The sequence below is a fragment of the Paenibacillus sp. XY044 genome, from assembly GCF_002257645.1.
In the GTDB taxonomy this organism is placed as follows: Bacteria; Bacillota; Bacilli; order Paenibacillales; family Paenibacillaceae; genus Paenibacillus_AQ.
Genome location: NZ_NQMO01000003.1, coordinates 357,823 through 376,703, shown reverse-complemented (window position 1 = coordinate 376,703; position 18,881 = coordinate 357,823). Strand labels below are relative to the sequence as shown.

Annotated in this window: 16 protein-coding genes; all 16 read right to left on the bottom strand. The window is 53.1% G+C overall.

What is annotated here, in order from left to right; genetic code table 11:
* Window positions 1–24 precede the first annotated feature (24 nt).
* The 16 genes from CJP46_RS15440 to metH all read right to left on the bottom strand — a co-directional run bounded on the left by CJP46_RS15440 (window position 25) and on the right by metH (window position 18,729).
* Window positions 25–507 carry an ABC transporter permease gene (locus CJP46_RS15440; protein WP_094596488.1) on the bottom strand — a complete coding sequence of 161 codons (483 nt, stop codon included), beginning with the start codon at window positions 505–507 and terminating at the stop codon, window positions 25–27.
* Between the two features lie 14 nt (window positions 508–521).
* On the bottom strand, window positions 522–2,597 hold the full coding sequence (locus CJP46_RS15435) for a hypothetical protein (RefSeq protein WP_094596487.1): 2,076 nt from the start codon (window positions 2,595–2,597) through the stop codon (window positions 522–524).
* A complete protein-coding gene (locus CJP46_RS15430) occupies window positions 2,587–4,494 on the bottom strand; it encodes an ATPase, T2SS/T4P/T4SS family (RefSeq protein ID WP_094596486.1) in 1,908 nt (635 codons plus the stop codon). The genes CJP46_RS15435 and CJP46_RS15430 overlap by 11 nt, the downstream gene beginning before the upstream one ends.
* Entirely contained in the window at window positions 4,495–5,340 is an 846-nt protein-coding gene (locus tag CJP46_RS15425; protein ID WP_094596485.1) for a hypothetical protein, read from the bottom strand.
* A complete protein-coding gene (locus tag CJP46_RS15420; RefSeq protein WP_094596484.1) occupies window positions 5,337–6,050 on the bottom strand; it encodes a hypothetical protein in 714 nt (237 codons plus the stop codon). The genes CJP46_RS15425 and CJP46_RS15420 overlap by 4 nt, the downstream gene beginning before the upstream one ends.
* An 81-nt stretch (window positions 6,051–6,131) precedes the next feature.
* Window positions 6,132–7,151, bottom strand: coding sequence for an SAF domain-containing protein (locus CJP46_RS15415; protein WP_094596483.1), 1,020 nt, complete (start codon window positions 7,149–7,151; stop codon window positions 6,132–6,134).
* A gap of 34 nt (window positions 7,152–7,185) precedes the next feature.
* Window positions 7,186–8,670: a serine/threonine-protein kinase gene (locus CJP46_RS15410; protein WP_094596482.1), complete on the bottom strand. Its 1,485-nt coding sequence runs from the start codon at window positions 8,668–8,670 to the stop codon at window positions 7,186–7,188.
* 217 nt (window positions 8,671–8,887) lie between these two features.
* Window positions 8,888–9,940 (bottom strand): 23S rRNA (cytidine(2498)-2'-O)-methyltransferase RlmM, encoded by a 1,053-nt coding sequence (locus CJP46_RS15405; protein ID WP_094596481.1) that lies wholly within the window; start codon window positions 9,938–9,940, stop codon window positions 8,888–8,890.
* Between the two features lie 24 nt (window positions 9,941–9,964).
* Window positions 9,965–10,738, bottom strand: a complete 774-nt coding sequence (locus tag CJP46_RS15400; protein WP_094596480.1) for an ABC transporter ATP-binding protein — start codon at window positions 10,736–10,738, stop codon at window positions 9,965–9,967.
* Window positions 10,735–11,055, bottom strand: coding sequence for a thioredoxin family protein (locus CJP46_RS15395; RefSeq protein ID WP_094596479.1), 321 nt, complete (start codon window positions 11,053–11,055; stop codon window positions 10,735–10,737). Before CJP46_RS15395 ends, CJP46_RS15400 begins: the two co-directional genes overlap by 4 nt.
* A complete protein-coding gene (locus tag CJP46_RS15390; protein ID WP_094596478.1) occupies window positions 11,052–11,393 on the bottom strand; it encodes a cyclic-phosphate processing receiver domain-containing protein in 342 nt (113 codons plus the stop codon). Before CJP46_RS15390 ends, CJP46_RS15395 begins: the two co-directional genes overlap by 4 nt.
* A gap of 37 nt (window positions 11,394–11,430) precedes the next feature.
* Entirely contained in the window at window positions 11,431–12,288 is an 858-nt protein-coding gene (locus CJP46_RS15385) for a deoxyribonuclease IV (RefSeq protein WP_094596477.1), read from the bottom strand.
* The gene (mutM, locus tag CJP46_RS15380; protein WP_094596476.1) at window positions 12,278–13,093 is read right to left on the bottom strand and encodes a DNA-formamidopyrimidine glycosylase; all 816 of its coding nucleotides are present in this window, start codon (window positions 13,091–13,093) and stop codon (window positions 12,278–12,280) included. Before mutM ends, CJP46_RS15385 begins: the two co-directional genes overlap by 11 nt.
* A gap of 70 nt (window positions 13,094–13,163) precedes the next feature.
* Window positions 13,164–13,961 (bottom strand): TIGR01457 family HAD-type hydrolase, encoded by a 798-nt coding sequence (locus CJP46_RS15375; protein ID WP_373557997.1) that lies wholly within the window; start codon window positions 13,959–13,961, stop codon window positions 13,164–13,166.
* Window positions 13,962–14,309: 348 nt separating this feature from the next.
* Window positions 14,310–15,242 carry a ribonuclease Z gene (rnz, locus tag CJP46_RS15370; RefSeq protein WP_094596475.1) on the bottom strand — a complete coding sequence of 311 codons (933 nt, stop codon included), beginning with the start codon at window positions 15,240–15,242 and terminating at the stop codon, window positions 14,310–14,312.
* Window positions 15,243–15,345: 103 nt separating this feature from the next.
* Window positions 15,346–18,729 carry a methionine synthase gene (gene metH / locus CJP46_RS15365; RefSeq protein WP_373558008.1) on the bottom strand — a complete coding sequence of 1,128 codons (3,384 nt, stop codon included), beginning with the start codon at window positions 18,727–18,729 and terminating at the stop codon, window positions 15,346–15,348.
* Window positions 18,730–18,881: the final 152 nt, after the last annotated feature.

The window sequence follows — 18,881 nt, the reverse complement described above, 5'->3', positions numbered from 1 at the left end:
AAATTACTCCTTCTCCCGCCGAGCTTACTGTTCAAAAACAAGTCCCCTTACCACATTGGAGCTGTCCTTCACGATACTTGCCTTAAACTTTCCGCTCGGATTGACATACTCATTGCTGGACTCGTTGGCGGTTTCCGTCAAGTTTCCTATGCGCTGCTGCGTATTGACCACCGATCCGTAATTGTCGTTCGCAATATCGGTGCTAATGTTGAGCTGGTTGCCATACCACTGGCCCTGCCTGTTTTTGCCCGTTTTCACCAAAATGCCGAACTGATCCTTATCCTTGAACTTTCGCAGAGCATTCGTTACCTGGGATCCGCTGATACTTGTACCGTCATATACCGTGAACGAAGCCTGGGACAGCTCGGTCTGGATGTCCGAGAAGTTGTTTTGCGCGGTTTTTGTGGCTTCCTGTGCCGAAATAAACAGAATGACGACAATTGTAATAAGGGCGATCGTCAGAAAAATGCCCGCAGCTACTTTTAATGCACTGGATGCGTTGTTCATACGTTTACATCTCCTTATATTTTTTGTATTTGTTCGTAATAGGTGTTCATTTGCATGAAGCTCATGGCGATCAGCGGGATGACCAAATAGATAAAGATCATAGAGTACATGGGCGCAAAGCCGATCAGCTTGCCAAGACCCGCTTTCGTATCAATGATCCGCTCATATTCCTGTTTTCGCTGCTCAAAATAAAAGGACATCTCGCCTTCCAAATCGTCGAAAGCTTGGTCGATCGGTATTTTCTCTACGGAAAGCAGCAGCTTGTCCACGATTCTTTGAAATTCGGTGAATCGCACCTCCTCCTTCAGTTCCTGAAGAGCCATTTCCGCCCCGTGGTCGTAATGGGTAAGGCATTTTTGAATCGGAATTTTGAATATGACGGCAAACCGGTCCATCCACTCCAATATTTCCTCCACCGAGATCCGGTCCATCTCCCGCAGCATCGAAATGACGGTTTGGAATTGAAAGACCTCATGACGCATGTCCATATAGCGGAGCTTTCGTTGAAACAAAAGCAGCCAGAAAGGCCCATGGTATCCAAGCACGCCACAGAAGAAGCACAACATCAGCTCCCACCATTTAAAATACTCATTGTGATAAGCATGAAGCTTGCTCAAAATCCGGGTGGCCGACTCCACGAGCTGGTCTTTTCCGAGACCTTTAATATCGGTTTGCTGTAACGCTGTGGCGATCTCGCCATATGTCGCTTCCGGCGACATGTTTACCCTTTTCATGACCTCCCGGTCACTGCTGCTGAGGCGTTTACCTTCCTGCTGCTGGACCTCGGTCGTCTGCCCGAAAAAGCTGTCCTGAGCCACCGGGTCATACATGATGTGATTTCTGGACGTCTGATGAAGGTACAAAGTCATCGTCAACGTAATCACAAACGCAATCAGGCTGTAGACGACCCGCCGGATGTAAAACCACTCATAGGTGAGCTCGGTACCGGTCTCCTTCATCAACCGGATCACTTTGGAATAAACAGCGCTTCCCGGATGAGGAGCGGTCCATGCGGCCAGCAGCCGGAATACCGGAATGCGTGATATCACTTTCTCCCAAGGACGGCTGTTTCTACCCGCCCGATATGTAGTTTCATCATTTTGTTGAAGCTTTTGCAGCAAAATAAACGACAGGATGATCACGATATAAATGATCATTTTGGCCGCATACCCGAGCTTGCTCATATAAAACTCATCCATCGCCGGAAAGCTGCTTCGGGCCCACCGCTCGATCGGCTTGGTAAAAAACAGGGGAACGAGCGCGATCACGTTTAATCCTTTTAATAGATGGTCAAGCTTGCTTCGCCGCAAAATTTCCAGATGGATCTCCTTCGTCAACCCGCTAAGCCCCTGCAAATAGATGGAGCCCTGCTCCTTTACCTTGTCGCCAAACTCCATGATCATATAAGAAATGCCCGCAAACGCTTTTAAAAAACGGTTGGGTGCAGCTTCATAATACTTTTCCAGTTCCTCAGAAGGGTTTTTGCTGATCAGCGCTTCGGCAATTTTCCGGGTATGAAGGCCAGCCTCATCATCTGCCGATTCGGCCGCCTCCTGTAGCGCTTCATCCACCATCCCGTGCTGGTGATACCGATGGCGGATATTCGAAAACAAATCAAGCATTTGGATGAGCAGCCGCTTCTCCAGCCTGTTGACCACCATATCGATCAATAGGCTGTTGATCACTACTGCTGTGAGCAGAACCAGCAGCAGGAAGCTCCAGCTGGGGTTCAGCAGAAACAGCACTGCAACTGAGACGCCCAGCGTCCCAAGTATAGAAAGCGTAACCTTCATGACCTCATGGCGGAGATGAAATTCCTCATACGCATGAACGCCGCTCATCCGTTTCCTGACTCTTCGGATATAAGCCGAGAGGAGCGGAACGGAACATCCTACGACATAGCCGGTTTGAAGAAATTGCTGCCACCGTTTGCGCAGCATAAATTCATCCTTCGGAAGCAAAGGATCGCGAAGCAGTCCCTGCCGATTCCGCTGCTCCCTTCCATTCAGCCACATCATAACTGCATAGATTACCGCAAATAATGCCAGTGAGATGATCAGAATAAGGACCAGCAGCCGTCTAACTCCCATATGCAATCCCCCAATGCGTCTGAGCAAACTCCCTGAACATACGTGCATCTTCCGCACTCATCTGCTCGCTCATTTCCCTGAAGTTCCTCTCCGAAATATGCTCCGCGGCCACATATTCTCCGTCACGATATTCGATGATATTCCGGGAGGAAAAAGAGCTGTGGTCATGAACGCGGCGATAATATTCGGCCTGGAGTTCCATGAACTGTCCAAGCATCTGCTTGACACTCCCTTTGACGCCACCTCCTTCTATCTCCAGCGGCTTTTCTTCTCTGGGAACGCATTCGGTAATCCGTTCGATATACCGGTTGCCGGCAGCATCCCGCTTCAAATGAATATCGAAGTTGATGACTTGAACCACCTGCTGTTCAGCAATAGCCTCATGGTGAAATACGCCGCTCTTCAGCAGGGAATTCCGCAGGGAGAAGATCAGATCGCGGAACGTTTTGGCATGATGGGTAAAAACGGTAAACAAGCTGGCGACTTGGGACATTTGGATCATCCAGGAGGATACCCCGTCGCTGGCCACCTCCCCCAATATATTGACCGTGCCGTCCGTTTTTTTCTGGAGGTCCAATCCTTCCTGCCCGGTAATGCGCTCCGTCTCCCGGAAGGATAAGATGTTCCTTCGGCTGTAGATTTTCCGGAGGTGGAGCTCAAATGCCATTTCCTGTACCCGCAGCGTATAAGTCGGATAGATATGCTCGATCATCGCCATTAGCAGCGTCGTCTTACCCGAGCCCTGGGCTCCGGTGATGGCCGTGATTCGGCTCCCTTTCATGAGATACCTCAGCATTTGGATCGGAAGCCGGGCATTGTCTCCGGCGATCAGCTGATCCAGCGTCGCGCTCCGGATGTCAAACTTGCGGACGAAAAAAGCCCAAGACTCCGAAAACGGAGGTCTGACCACAACGACGCGCGACCCGTCTTTCATTTCGTTGACTTTGTAGCCGTTTGCTTCCGACAGCTGGCCGGGGTGATTGTATTTATAAATGTTCTGGCAGACACGCTTCAGCTCAAGCTCCGTCCCGAAGGAAAGGCAGCCCATATGAATCGATTTGCCCCTGTAAAATATCCAAATGCTTTCGGTCATTTGCGCCTTCTTCGCCGGCTCATCCGATGCTTGCAGCATGCGAAGCTGGTCCAGTCCGTAGGATGCGGCGAATGCCTCGTCGGCCAAAATGCCGCTCACTCCGCCGCTGACGCCGTCAATCCGCTGATCTCTGAGCTCGTCGATGACCGAAAACCCTTTAAACTGCTGGTAAATACGCTGAACGACAATTTCCAGCTTCTCCTGAAAAGTGAGACTCCTGGATTCGTTTGCATAGATTTGTTCCACATCGACGGCGGTCACGGCGTAAACGGGCTCATCTCCATACCCGGGAAGCACGCGAAGGTCGGCTAAGCCATGCAGCTCGAGCATCATCGACAGCGCATCCTGACCGTACTGCAGCTTGTATAAATAAAAAATGATTTCGAATTTATCCTGTACGTTCAAAAACCGTGGATCAGCAAACGGGATCGCCTGATCGATGTTGCCCTCCGTGACACCGAAACTTTTGACCAGCAAATCGGCCATAAACTGCTTCACGTACTGTTTTTCATGAACGTCGCCGGATATGCAGTTTTTGAGCGCCTTGCGCAGCTCGCTGCGCTTGTTTAGCCTGCGCTTGTATTCTTCTTCATGCAGGCCTAGGTCGGTTAGCTGACTATGGGTCAGCTCATGTAGGGTCTGTTTGACGAAGGACATCATCGCATCGATCGTAAACTCAACGCCGGCTGTCCCGGACGCAGGAGGCCTTTTGCGCAGGTCAAGCCATCTCAAATAAATAAAAAGGACTGCAAATAAAAGAATGATTGCCATGAACAAAATATTGATCAACGGTCCCGAAAACATTCAAGCTCCCCTTCCCACCATCTTGAGCGCGGGTATTTCGAGCGTGTTCATCAGATCTTTGGCCAGCTGCCGTACGCTGCCGTAGAATTGTGCCGAGGGATGCCGCTCGTTTAGGCTGCGGCTGCGCTGCATATAGTTCATCACGCCATGCATGTTCCACGCATCCATAAAATCCGTATTGTAAGGCACGCCGTGAAGAATGCCTTTATACCCGAATCTGCGTTTGATGTTGTGAAGCGTGCAGTGGGATTCTTTGTCGTAGCGCCCAAAGGTAAGAATGACGGGCTTGTCCTTTAGTTGGTCGGGACAATGCCTCCCGCTGAAAAAGTGCTCCAGGCTCTCAATGCTCTGCGTCAGGCTGACGACGATCAAATCCGCCTCCTCGAGCATCATCCCATCCGCCGGATCTTCAGCCGATCCCATCCCGCACCCCGCATCCAGTAGCACCAGATCATAGCACTGTTTAGCTAAAGTAATGATGGAATGCACCGATTGCGATCGGTAACCCGGAAGCGTTCCTCCCCGCCGGTCATTTCCCTGGACCAAATCGAGGCGCTCAGGCAGTACAGGGATTGTGTAATCACGGAAATTGTCCCTGTTTAAACGGCGGTTAACCGCCAGCCTTTCCAGCGCGTCCATGCCGTGATCGTGAAACGACACGAGGGAATGGTCGAGCACCAGTTTGCTGCTCCGGAACGCTCCTTCCACACGCTCCCCCGCCGTGCCTCCGTGTCCGAGAAGGACGCGCAGGCGATATTCCAAACCGAGACAAGCCGCAGCCGCAGCTGCATGCGCCGAGCTTCCGCTTCCTCCCTCTAACGGGCTCCAAAATGCTACTGTACTCATGCTTTTCTCCTTTCCGCGCTCCGTAATGCGCGATGGATTGTTTTCGGTTCCATGTCTGTCAGAAGTCTCATCAATAGACATAAATTTTTTTTGTATATTCGGCTTAAGGGTCTGATCCGCACCTTCCGGGAATGCTCGTTGTGAAGCTTCAAGGCATAATCCGTCTCGACCCACGGGATGACGACAGGCGCTTCCCTCCATAGAACAGGGAGGTTGCCGAAATATCCTTCCGCATACCCCTCGTCAAAAAATGGTTCCACAGCCCGGACATACGCTATATAGAACTCATGAGTCTGGCCTGCCAGGTGCCCGTTAAGCAGCTCTTCCAACCAATCTCTCCCCCGCTCCAGCGTCCAAATCTCATAATCGCTGACCCATACCAATGCAGCGGCACTTTCCCAGGTATCAGGGGAACAAAAGTCTGCCTGCTCCATATCAAACACCACCACGTCGTAATGCTCCATCGATGTCCCGGCTGACGCTAAATGTTCCTGCAGTCCGATTTCATCCGCAACACCCGAAGCGACGTCAAAGCCGGAAAATTCCGTCACTGACAGCGGTCTGTCCAACTGTCCGATATAAAGCGGATATTTGCGTTTCTCAGTGGCGTCCACCAGCAGCACCTTTTGTCCTGCCGCAACAAGCAGCTTGCAAACGTAAATCAGAAGTTCGCTCTTGTCGCAAATCCCGGCAAAGATCCACGTTTTCACATCATCACCCCTGGTCTGTCGATATCGTTAAAGTACACACATTAGCGGTTTTGCAAAAAAACTGCTGATGCCTTCTAAGGCCTATGGTTGTCCATTCGAATCACCATCCTCTTTCATCGCTTGTTCCAGCAGCTTATTCTGCTGCGGTTGGTCCAACGTAAATGTGCTCTCTGGCTCCGTAGCAGCGGTTGAACCGTTCGACGGAGACGTGCTTGAGGAGGAACTTGATGACTGTCCATACCCTGAGGAATATTCCGACGACGAAAACGAGCTGTTCCCTGGAATCTGCGCGCCCGCCCGGGCAAGGTCGCTCTCCAGCACTGAACGGACTGCCTCGGTCAGCGTCTGTTCCGCTTTGTTTACGATGTTAGGGTCGCTGGCAATCAACTTCATGACGGCTTTATTCACCGGATAGGTTGGGACCGCCCTGTTCTGCATTTCCGGTTCTACGTAAGTGAGCGCATATAGTGCGGCATCATGCAAATAGGCATCCACCATGGCGCTCGACAAAGACAAAATCTCCTGCTCGTTCATCTTCAGCCACATGGTTGGCGAAGCGAGTTTATCAATCTTTTTCTTGGATAACACGATATAGTCCTGACCGGACGGAAACTGGATCCGTACGTCTACGGTATCCCCTTGTTTGAGATTCGAGGGCAGCGAGACCGCCTTCATCTCACGGTTTCTTAAATCCGGTGCCGTCGGCTGGCCTTCATACAGCATCGCTTCGGTTAGAGGCGTGCCTTTGCCCAGCTCGATCTTGGCAGTTCTTCCGGCAGCTCCTTCCTTGTCTGCGATCAGGTTGACAGGGGCCGCTTCAGACGGAATTTTGATCTGAATCAAATCGCCCTGTTTGATCGTCACTCCGGGAGCCACATCGTGGGTGAGGGCCCACCCGGAAGTCATCGACTTCTGCGACTGGAGCTGCGCCTGTTCCAAATCGGCGATTTGCCGCTGGTAGTGGCGTTCTATCGCTCCCTCCCGTTCGTTCTGCTCCACCACATTCCAGACCGTATAGCCTGCAAACAGCAGCCCCATCACTGAAGCGCCTGCCAGACCTGCATAAATCAAGTGTTTCGTTCGCTGCCTTAACTTTGACATACTCCCCGATAACTCCCTCCTCTATGACCACCGCTCAGCTTAAGCCGAACCTGAACCTTCGTCTGCGCTCCGCTCCCGGCAGCAGCCCTTGGAAAATCCGGACAAATGCCCGATCCATCTCATCGCATTGGTCAAAAGGGTCCACCTGAAGCGGGATGGAAAATACCTGGGACGTGCCCAGCGTGCGCCGCAGCCGATGCACTGCATCCTGCGGTGCGAGCGGAAGAAAATACAACCACTTGTGCTGAGGGTGGGCGGACAACTGCTGGATCAGCCCAACTAAATCCTGATGCTTCCACTCCGCTCCCGAACCGACAATAATGGGAATATCCGCACGCAGAAACTCCTCCAACCGGTCGTTGCCAAGGTAAGCTCCCAAATCCATCACCACAAAGTTATAGCTTCCGCCAAGCAGCGAGATCACGTCCGCCCTGGCGGTTTGCCGCCAGTAGTCCACGCCCTGCACCTCAAATTTGCGCTCACCAGGTTGGACGTTTTCCGACCTGCCGGCCGCGATTCTCTGAATCCTGCCGAACGCCGGAGATTGCAGGTTCATCTCGACAAGGGCCACTTTGCCGTAACTTCGGGCTAAATAATGCGCAACGGCAATCGCCGTATGGGTCGTTCCAGTTCCGCTGCCCGCCCCCATGACCGCAATCGCCAGCGTTCCCGGAAAACCCGCCTTCCTGATCCTCTTCAGTTCCAGCGGTCCCGAATCCAGCATACTGATGGAACCCAGCACCGAGCGGACTTCCTTGGCGGATTGATACCGGTCCTTGGGTTCAATGCTCAGCAGGCGCCTTATAATAGGGACCATTCCTTTCGGAAGATCTGGTCGAATTAGTTCCTGAACCCCTTCCTTCCATTCGCTGGCTTTACCGCCGGTGGACAAATACAGAATCAAGGCGCCCAAGCCGTACAAATCCGACCTCGCATCACTTTGCCCCAATCCATACTGCTCCGGTGCCGCGAAGCCGACCGTACCGAGCTTAACGGTGTCCTGATATTGATCCTGCTTGTAATTTCGGGCAATCCCGAAATCGATCAACCGGACTTCCAGCTGGTCGGTAAGCATGATGTTGGATGGTTTCAGGTCTCGAAAAATGACGGCGGGTTCATGCTCATGCAGATATTCCAGCACTTCCAGCAGCTGATTCGCGATTCGCAGAATGGAACTGGCCGTGGGACGGTAATTGCTCTCCTTAAAGTGTTCCTCCAGCGTGATGCCCTGAATGAAATCCATCACCAAATAAGCGAATCCCTCTTCATCCGATATAAAAAAATCGACGATTCGCGGGAGACGGGGATGGCTCAATGAGATGAGGAGCTCAGCCTCGTCCTGCAAGCCCTGGAGCAGTTCGGGCCGCGAAGCCGTTTCCTTGACGGCCCACTGCTTGCCGGGCAGCTTAAGGTCTGCTGCCAGGTATACCCGGCTCATACCACCTTCACCGATGCTGCCGATTACTTCATACCTCCCTCCAATCCTTTGTCCGGGGCGCAGCCTGGAAGAATGACTCATCGTATACACTCCCTTTCTGAACGACAAAAAAGGAAAGCACCTTCGGATGACGACGTGGCCTGAGCCACTGTCGTACTCCGGGATGCTTTCCCTATATTATCGTTTGGTTAATTTTGGTATTAGTATAGAACAAATTGTCGGATTGCGCAAGAAATATTTGCCAATTCCTTTACTTTCGCCAGTCCAGGCAGATCATCAAAGCAAGACTTTTACAAGATTAATATTTAATCATATAAAGCGTGATCTCGTCCCGGTTGTGAAACAGCTGCTTGGCCCTCTGAACCTGCATTTCCGCCTGCTCAAACGAGGAGATGACATCATCTATCAAAGCCATCGGTTTCTTATGCATCAGTTTTACCGTTACAACCGCTGTTCCCCCCATGGCCAGACTCGGCAGCAGTTCCTTCACCAGCTTCACCATCTGTTTCGGACTCCAGCTCATATCGCACACAAGAAGATCGAATTCCTCATCCTTGAATTGTACCTCAGAAGCATTTTTCCGGAGAATCCGCAGTGCGGGATGCCCCTGCAGCGACTCATGCATGACCGCCGGGTCCACGGCCGTAACCTGAAGCCCACGGTCAAGCAAAAAGGATGTCCAGCCGCCGGGCGCTGCGCCGATATCAAGCGCCTTATGAAAAGCGGTGAAATCGATGCCGAAGCTGTGTTCGGCTTCAAGCAGCTTGAATTTAGCCCTGGAGATCTGCCCTTCCTCACGCTGGAAGCGAATTGCTCCGCCGCTCCAGTCCGACAAGTTGTCGGTTGGTCGAGACACCCCGGCATACAGCATGCTTCCGGCGGCGAAAATGGAAATGATCCACTCCGGATCCTGAACGACAAAATCCGTCCCGAGATCGCCCAGCATCTCGGCCAGCACTTCGCGCAGTTTGCCTGCGCTATCCTGCCACAAGCTGTCGTCGGCTTTCCGAACCTGCAGCGACACGGCTGCGCCATGAAGTTCCTTCCGGTTCCGCAGGAAAGCGCTCGTCTCCCGGATCGCCCGTTCCATATCTTCGGCATTTTGCTCCAGCTGCACAGGCTGAATATGACGCAGGAAGATCGGCGGGCTGCTGACAATCATATCAACCGCTCGTCCGGCTTCTTCGTTCAGCGTGAGCAGGAACACTTCTCCCGACACGAGCACACGGCTTTTCAGGCTGCCGAATTTACGGCGCAGCTCTTCCTGGGCATAAGGAGCAAAGCCATGGTTAGCGGTGCATATAAATCTTGAAACGGAATCTTCCGATTCCTCGCTGTTTTCATTATTCATTAAGTTATGATCAGTCAAAATGGGTTACCCTCCAGAAATCACTTTAATCCATGGACGACCTTCATTCCATTCCAGTTTGGCAGGAATGTCGTAGGTCCGTTTGATCATTTCATTGGTCAGCACCTCATGCTTTGGCCCGGAACCGGCGATTTTGCCGTCACGGATCAGCGCCACATGCGTAAATAAAGGCACGATTTCCTCAACGTGATGGGTTACGTATACCACGGTCATATTCCGCTGGCGAAGCCGGTCAACCTCGGCCAGCATCTTTTCCCGCTCATATAAGTCCAGGCCCGCACACGGCTCGTCCATGATCAGCAGCTTGGGGGCTGCCATCAAGCAGCGTGCGAGCAGCACCTTTTTCCGTTCGCCTTGGGAGAGCGTGCCGAAAGGGTGCCCCACATGTCCGCCCAAATGCATATCCTCCAGCAGACTGAGCGCCTTCTCTTTCACATCAGCCGGAATCTCTTGGTAGAAACGCAAAAAAGCGTACGCTCCCGTCGCCACCACTTCCCATACCGGGTCGCTGAGTGACAGCCTCTCCATCAGAGAAGGGCTGATATAGCCGATGTCTTTGCGCACTTCCCGGACGTCGCACTCACCGTACACATTGCCCAGTACTTCAATTGTTCCCGAGCTTGGAAAAAGATAACCCGTCATCATTTCCAGCATCGTCGTTTTACCCGAGCCGTTTCTTCCGAGAATCACCCAATGCTCCCCGGGCTTAATCTCGAGTGATATGTCGTCAAGAATGAGGTCATCCTCTCTTCTCAGCGTCACGTCCTTCATCGAAATCATGACATCACTCCCCTTATTTCCTGCAGCAGGTCTTCCACGGAGCCCATGCTGTACCGGATGGACGGCTTGACGCTGCGGTTCGCGTCTGTGACGAGCAGCGCCGGCACACTGCGGATCTGATACTGCTGAACGACCTGTGGCAGCATGTTCACATCCGCATCAGCCACGATGCCTTCAGGCAGCAGGTGCTCCGCTACTTCCAGCATGCGTCTGGCCGCTTTACAGGTGCCGCAGAAAGGAGTATACAAAAAGACCGCCAGCGGTTTGCCTTTGGTCCAAAGCTCCTTCAGCAGCTCCTGCTCGTTCAGATGCCTCATGGTGCATCCCCTCTCGCAATCTGCTCAAGCACATCCGGAGGCATCGGGCCGTTATGGAGCACGACATGCTCCGGCTTATGATGATAGAGCAGCTCATACATCTCCTTTTTGCCCCACATACTAGACGTATGCAAATAAATTTCCTGCGGGAATAAGGCACCCGTAATCATATGCTTGACCACGTCCTTGCCCGTCAGCTCACCGGGTCCCAAGTCAAAATCAAGCGATAATATGCCGACCTCGCACTCCTTCAGCATCATAAGGCATTCCTCCGCGCTCTGCGCGAGGGTAAATCCTTGCGGACAGCGGCGATAATCATCCAAAAACAGATGGATCACACTCGGTCCCTCCTTCCCTAAAAAAACAAACCGACGGCTAAACGATGGGCCAGCCTTTTACCTTGGCGATATCACCGCGATGCGTGCCGTCTTCGCCCGTTTCCGTCTCTAGAACGAGCGCCTTGCCACGGAATTCCGGATAAGACAGCAGCGCCTGAAAAGCTTCTTCGCCAATGTGCCCCTGACCGATTCGCTCGTGGCGGTCCTTCCCCGAACCAAGCGGATACTTGGAATCGTTCAGGTGAACAGCTGTCAGATCGCTCCAGTAACCCAGGTCTCTGCCCCGTTCTACGAGTGCGTCGGTAGCGTGCGGATCCCACACACCGGATGCAAAAGCATGGCAAGTATCCAAGCAAAAGCCGATTTTCTCCGGATAATCGCTCAGCCGCCTGACGTATACCAGCTCATCAAGCGTGATGCCCATCGAGCCCGGGGTGCCGGCCTGGTTTTCCAGCAAAATCTTGGCGCTGCCCTGCCAGCCTGACAGTGTCTCGTTTAAACATTGTATTATATTTTTGTAGCCTTGTAATGCATCGTTTCCCTTGAAATGACCGAAGTGGACTACGATGCCGACCGTACCGCACGCCTCGGCGATGATCAGATCGTTCTGCAGCGACTTAACGGTCAGCTCGTACAGGTCCCGGCCCCGGCTATCTCCGATCGCGATGTTGATTGGATACGGCGTATGGGCAATGCTTGGGATGCCGTACTCCCGGCAAAAGTTACGGCAGTCCGCCGCCGCCGCGGCATCCAGCGTTTTAATCGACAGACTGCGGGGATTTTTCGGAAAGTATTGAAATGATCTGGCCCCGATCTCCCATGCCCGCCGGGCAGCTCTCCCATAACCGCCTCGGGTACTGACATGGCAGCCGATGAGCAGATGATTACTGCTCATGCTGGCAGGACGGACAATAAAAGGCCTTCCGTCCATTTAATTCGGCTTTGTGGATGACACCGCCGCAGCGGTAGCATGCTTCCCCTTCGCGGTCATAAACTTTGCACTGGTCGTCGTATCCGCCTGTTAGCTGGTCACCTACCATAAACGGAGTATCCATGTAACCGCCGTTTTCGAGAGCATCCCGCAGCACTTTTTGCATCGCTTCATACAGTATCGCAACCGACGCTTCCGTCAAGTCCTGAACCTTCGCCGAAGGCAGCAGACCGGCTTCATACGCGATTTCGTCCGCATAGCAGTTCCCGATGCCGGCAATGACATGCTGGTTGACCAGCAGCGATTTTAACGATCCGCGCCGCCCTTGCAAAATTCCCGCAAACTTCTCCGGGTTCATCCGGCGGTCCAGCGGTTCCGGTCCGAGAGGAGCGAGAAGCTCCTCGACTTCTTTCGCCGAGTGTAGATGGAGATGGCCAAGACGCAGGCCGATAAAATACAGCGTCCGCTCTCCGAACGAAATCTCAATCTGAGTAGAACGTTTCGGGCGATCCTCTTCGGTTCCGTAGTACATTAAGCCGCCCAGCATCAGATGCAGCAGCAGCCTGCGGCCGTTGTTCAGGTGAAAAATGAGATGCTTTCCGCGCCGCTCCACAAAAATCGTTCTCGTTCCAAGCAGCTCCGACTTGAAACTTTCGACCGGAACATTAATGGATTTCTCGCGGTTCACCACCACATCTGTAATCGGAGCATTGATAATTAGTTCTGACAGCAATCTTCGGTAATTTTCCATTTCCGGCAATTCCGGCATCTTGTTCATCTATCCTTTCAAAATCCATTGCGGATGTTCGTGAGAATGTGAAAAAAAGTCCTTCAAGTGGTCAGGGACACAGCAGTTGAGTCAACTCGGCCAGGTCTCGGCAAATGATGTCCGGAGTGATGCCGGCCGCATCGATGTGCGCCTGCATGTTGCTCTCCGTCGTCAGTCCGGTCAGAACCAGAATCGTCTGACAACCAGCGGCAGCTCCAGCCGCTATGTCTGTGCGCATATTATCTCCGATCACGGTTGCTTCCGTCGGCGACAGCCGCAGCCGATCGGTGGCATATTTCATCAAGTGGCTCGAAGGCTTCCCGATGACAATCGGTTTGACGCCGGAAGCCGCTTCAATCGCTGCTCCAAGCGAGCCGGCTCCGGGAACAAGCCCATGATCGGAAGGGAGCAGGAGGTCGGGATTGGTCAGCACATAGCGGGCACCTTCGCTGATCCAGCGAACGGCCTGGGCGAGTGTATCATATGTAAAGGAACGGTCAATGCCTTGAACGACAAATTCAGGCGCTTCCTCGACAAGCTTAAGCCCTTCCTCAAGCAAAGCTTGCCGAAGTCCGTCTTCCCCTAGCATAGCCACTCTGGCCCCTGGAAATTCTTCTGCGATATACCGTGCTGCGGCCAGCGACGAGGTGCAAACCTCTTCTTTTTCGGCGGGAACACCCATCTCGTTCAAATGGGTCGCTACCATGTCCGGCGTTTTCGAAGAATTGTTCGTCACGAACAAATAAGGGATTTGTCGCGACTTCAGCGTCCGAATTAGAATGTCCGCTCCGGGTATCATATGTTTCCCGTGATATAACGTTCCGTCCAGGTCAATCAGCAGACCGCGGGTAGTTCTCAGTGTGTTCAATGGACATAACCTCGTTTCATCTAGTAAAACCCTATAGCTACGAAAAGCCTGACGCCGGCCAAAACGACCGATTGGCAGGCTTCCTGTAACCCAGCTTGTTCCATTGTAAAAGAAAACGGAGGAATGTGGCAACCGGAAGAACGACGCTAAGGACGCTTATCTCCATTTTTTCGCCAAGCGCACCCCCGAAACCTACCACAGGAAGTCCAATTGTGCAAAGTTGTGTCATTTCCTGCGCTTTCCCGGAAAATAATCATTTTCCCGGGCAATGCTGCTTCCCCTTACTCATATCTTTAAAAGAAAAAAGGCCCGCCCAGAGCCTTTTTTTCCTCGTGCCGATTATCTTCACTATTCTTCATGGCGGGTAACCGGAAACAGCACCAATTCTTCGGCCAGCAGCGTTTTCGGAAAAACGGATCTCGCTTCCGCCAAAAGCGGCTGCAGATGCTCGATATCCTTATAACGGGAGCTGAAGTGCGTTAAAATCAGTTCTTTCGCCCCCGCGTCGCGGGCAGCTTCTGCGGCCTGAAGGGCCGTGCTGTGATGATAGTTGTGCGCGGTCTCATGAAGCTCGTGAAGAAACGTGGCTTCATGAACGAGGAGGTCGGCATGTTCCGCCAGCGGCAGAACGTTGGCACATGGGCGGGTATCGCCCAAGATCGTAACTACGCGCCCCTTCTTTGGCGCACCGAGCACATCGGCTGGAGTCAGCACCCGGCCATCTTCCAGGTCGATGCTCTCCCCCCGCTTCAAACGGCCGTAGATCGGACCTGGCTTCAGCCCATATGCAGCCATTCTTTTCAAGTCCAAACTGCCGGGTTTGTCTTTTTCAATGATCCGGTACCCGTAGCTGTCAATGCGGTGCTCCAGCAGGAGGGATTCCACCCGGACCTCCCCGTCTTCAAAAATGACTCCCCCCGTATGCTCAATTACGTCCAGCTCAAACTCGATTCTGGATTGGCTGAGCTCAAGCGACGTATCTATGTACTGTTTGATCCCCGGCGGTCCGTACAGCTGCAGCGGTGTCGTGCCGCCCTGATTGGATCTGCTGGACAGCAGCCCGGGAAGACCGAATATATGATCACCATGCAAGTGGGTCATAAAGATTTTCTCCAGCTTGCTCAGCTTTAATGAAGACCGCAGGATTTGGTGCTGCGTGCCTTCACCGCAATCGAACATCCAGAAGCTTCTCCGCTCCTCGTACATCCGAAGCGCCATCGATGTCACGTTCCGCTGCAGGGAAGGAACCCCCGCATTGGTACCCAAAAACTCCAGTTCCATAACGCCATACCTTCTTTCCAAGAATGCGCCAGCAAAAAACCCCCGAACAATCGGAGGGTTTTGCTGACATTTGCTTCGATTCGGCCGTGAACCGAACGTTATATTATTTTACTTTATCGACATTAAAATACCGTGCTTCCGGATGGGCAAACACCATCGCCGACACCGAAGCCTCAGGCTCCATCATAAAGCCTTCGGTCAGTTGTACGCCGATATCCTCCGGCTCCATCAGCTTGAAGAGCGGTTCCTGATCCTCCAGATCCGGGCATGCCGGGTATCCAAAGGAAACGCGAATGCCTTGGTACCGCGCACCGTGGCGCTGCTTCATCGTCATATCTGAAGGGTCCGGGAAGCCCCAGGTATCCCGCATCATATGATGGACGCGCTCGGCCAGCGCCTCGGCGGTCTCAAGAGCTACGGATTGCAGGACGTGGGACTTCAGATAATCCCCTTTATCCTTCCACTCCGAAGAAAGCTTCGAAATGCCTTGTCCGGCCGTAACGACCAGGAAGCCGACGTAGTCCATCTTGCCGCTGTCGACCGATTTCAGGAAATCGGCGAGGCAGAGGAACGGAGCCACGTTCTGGCGCGGGAACGTAAACGTATGCAGCACCTTGGCATGATCCTCCGGATCGTAGATGACAATGTCGTTGCCCCTCGATTGCGCAGGGAAGAAGCGGTACATTGCATGTGCTTGGATGATCCCGTCCCGGGTCGCCTGTTCCAGCACGTCGTCGACCGTCGCTTTCAAATCCAGAGCTTTTTCGTCACCGTTCGCCAGCAGCTGTTCTACCTGTCCGCGCAATCCCAAATGATGGCCTAGCAGCATCTGCATGTTCATGTACGGGATGATATGGCTGATCGGATAGTTGCGGATAATGTGCCGCTCCAAATCCGGCGGGGTAAAGACCGGGACATCTGTCGACACGTTGGACTTGGCCGCACGGGTCAGTTCCGGCAGTTCAGCCGGCTTTTCCGTTTCCGCCAAAAGCGCCTCGAGCTCCGCTTCCATTTCGGCCTCCATTAGGCGCCGCTGCTCCGGATTCATCAGCTTGTTCGCCAGGTCAAGCCCGTCCATGGCATCCTTCGCGTACACGACCATTCCTTCATACTCCGGCCGGATTCGCGTTTTGGTAAATCTGCGGGTCAATGCCGCTCCGCCGACCATGATCGGCACCTTCACGCCGGCATTTTTCAAGTCTTGCGCGGTCACGACCATTTGCTGCGCGGATTTCACCAGCAGCCCGGATAGTCCGATCAAATCGGCTTGTTCCTTCCGGTAAGCCTCGATGATCGTCTCCGGTGGTACTTTTATACCCAAATTGACGATTTGGTAACCATTGTTCGAGAGGATGATCTCGACCAAGTTTTTACCGATGTCATGCACGTCGCCTTTGACGGTGGCCAGGAGCATCTTTCCTTTGACGGACGTTTCGTTTTTTTCCATAAAAGGCTCCAGATAGGACACGGACGCTTTCATGACCTCGGCGCTCTGCAGCACCTCCGCTACGATCAGCTCGTTATTGTTGAACAGTCGTCCGACCTCGGACATGCCGTCCATGAGCGGCCCATTGATAATCTCCAGGGCGCTGTATTTCTGCAGCGCAGCGTCCAAGTCGGGAATAAGCCCTTCTTTGGTTCCTTCAACGATATAGGTAGCCAGCCGCTCTTCCAGCGACAGATTCGATATTTTTTCCTTCTTCTCGACCTTCTTGTTCCGGAACGCAGCTACAAATGAGGCCAGCGTCTCGTCGTTCGTATTGTAGATCAGGTCTTCAGCCAGCTTCCGTTCCGCTTCGGAAATCGAAGCATAGCGCTCCAGCTTCTCGGTGTTTACGATGGCATAGTCCAAGCCGGCTTTCGTACACTCGTACAGGAATACGGAGTTCAGCACTTCACGGCCCGCTTCCGGCAAGCCGAACGAGACGTTGCTGATGCCGAGGATGGTATGGCATTCCGGCATCGCTTCCTTGATCAACCGGATCCCTTCAATCGTTTCCTTGGCGGAGCCGATATACTGCTCATCCCCGGTACCTACCGGGAACACGAGCGTGTCGAAAATCAGATCCTCGGCGGGAATGCCGTATTTACGAACGAGCAGATCGTACGATCGCTTGGCCACATTCAGCTTGTCGCCCCGGTCAATGGCCTGTCCGCTCTCATCGATGGTGCCAACCACGACGGCAGCCCCGTATTTATGGATGAGCGGCGTCACATTTTCGAATTTTTCTTCACCATCTTCAAGGTTAATGGAGTTAATAATCGCCTTACCCTGCGAATATTTCAGCGCCAGATCGATGACCTTCGGGTCGGTCGTGTCGATCATGAGCGGCACTTTAACCTTTTTCACGACAAGCTCCAGGAACAGCTTGACATCCTCCGCTTCATCCCGGTCCGGATCCTGAACGCACACGTCGATGACATGCGCTCCGTTCTTGACCTGGGCGCGGGCGATCTCCGAAGCTTCCTCGTACTTTCCTTCCACGATCAGACGCTTGAATTTGCGTGATCCGAGCACGTTGGTCCGCTCACCCACCATATAAGGCCGGTTGTCGGACTCAATGTATATGGGATCGATCCCGGACAGCGCCGGCGGGTGACTCCCGTCCATTTGACGCGGCTGGTAGCCCTTCATAACCTCGTTCAGTGCCCGGATATGATCCGGGGTCGTGCCGCAGCAGCCTCCGGCAATATTAAGCCAGCCCTGCTCCGCAAAGGCTTCCATTTTCCGGGCCAGCGACTCCGGAGACTCATGGTAATGCCCGTTTTCATCAGGAAGTCCGGCATTCGGATAGCAGCTGACCGCCGTTTTGGCCATGGCGGCGAGCGAACGGATGTGGTCTCGCATGAATTCCGGACCTGTCGCACAGTTGAGACCGACCGAAATCGGGTTCAAATGCTCCAGCGAAATGTAGAACGCTTCAATGTTCTGCCCGGCCAGTGTCGTCCCCATCGGCTCGATCGTACCGGAAATCATGATCGGCAGCGTAATACCGGTGCTTGCAAAGGCATTCCGGATTCCGATGCTGCCAGCTTTCACATTCAGCGTATCCTGGCTCGTTTCAAGCAACAGGGCGTCGACCTTGCCCTCAATCAGGGCAACCGCCTGCTCCTCATAGCTGTTCACGAGCTCTTCAAAAGTTACCCCGCCGGTGACCGACAGGGTCTTCGTCGTCGGACCGATCGCGCCGATCACGTATCTCGGCTTGTCCGGCGTGCTGAACTTATCCGCCGCTCTGCGAGCAATTTCCGCAGCAAGAAGATTAATCTCCCGCGCCTTCTCAGGAATGTCGTATTCGGACAGCACGACCGAGGTTGCGCCGAACGTATTCGTTTCTATGAGATCCGCCCCGGCTTCCAGATACTTCTCGTGAATCTGTTCAATCACATCGGGACGCGTAATGACCAGCATTTCATTACAGCCTTCCAGCTCTTCCCCACCAAAATCCTGAGGGCCAAGGTCGACCTGCTGGATCATGGTACCCATGGCACCGTCCAATATCAATATTCGTTCTTTCAATAATTCCTTCAAGTCAGGTCTATTCACTGTGTGTCCCCCCTGCCAAACGTTAAATCTTAGTTTATCAGAATAGCCCTTATTAGAAAAGTGCAAGAAATGCCTTGAGGCAGGGTTTTGCT

Bases quoted from the DNA above. Each gene is read 5' to 3' on its own strand.
- CJP46_RS15435 (WP_094596487.1), bottom strand. From the start codon at position 2,597: ATGGGAGTTAGACGGCTGCTGGTCCTTATTCTGATCATCTCACTGGCA.
- CJP46_RS15400 (WP_094596480.1), bottom strand. From the start codon at position 10,738: ATGATTTCGATGAAGGACGTGACGCTGAGAAGAGAGGATGACCTCATT.
- CJP46_RS15415 (WP_094596483.1), bottom strand. From the start codon at position 7,151: ATGTCAAAGTTAAGGCAGCGAACGAAACACTTGATTTATGCAGGTCTG.
- metH (WP_373558008.1), bottom strand. From the start codon at position 18,729: ATGGGTACCATGATCCAGCAGGTCGACCTTGGCCCTCAGGATTTTGGT.
- CJP46_RS15425 (WP_094596485.1), bottom strand. From the start codon at position 5,340: ATGAGTACAGTAGCATTTTGGAGCCCGTTAGAGGGAGGAAGCGGAAGC.
- CJP46_RS15430 (WP_094596486.1), bottom strand. From the start codon at position 4,494: ATGTTTTCGGGACCGTTGATCAATATTTTGTTCATGGCAATCATTCTT.
- mutM (WP_094596476.1), bottom strand. From the start codon at position 13,093: ATGCCGGAATTGCCGGAAATGGAAAATTACCGAAGATTGCTGTCAGAA.
- rnz (WP_094596475.1), bottom strand. From the start codon at position 15,242: ATGGAACTGGAGTTTTTGGGTACCAATGCGGGGGTTCCTTCCCTGCAG.
- CJP46_RS15395 (WP_094596479.1), bottom strand. From the start codon at position 11,055: ATGAGGCATCTGAACGAGCAGGAGCTGCTGAAGGAGCTTTGGACCAAA.
- CJP46_RS15440 (WP_094596488.1), bottom strand. From the start codon at position 507: ATGAACAACGCATCCAGTGCATTAAAAGTAGCTGCGGGCATTTTTCTG.
- CJP46_RS15410 (WP_094596482.1), bottom strand. From the start codon at position 8,670: ATGAGTCATTCTTCCAGGCTGCGCCCCGGACAAAGGATTGGAGGGAGG.
- CJP46_RS15405 (WP_094596481.1), bottom strand. From the start codon at position 9,940: ATGAATAATGAAAACAGCGAGGAATCGGAAGATTCCGTTTCAAGATTT.
- CJP46_RS15385 (WP_094596477.1), bottom strand. From the start codon at position 12,288: ATGAGCAGTAATCATCTGCTCATCGGCTGCCATGTCAGTACCCGAGGC.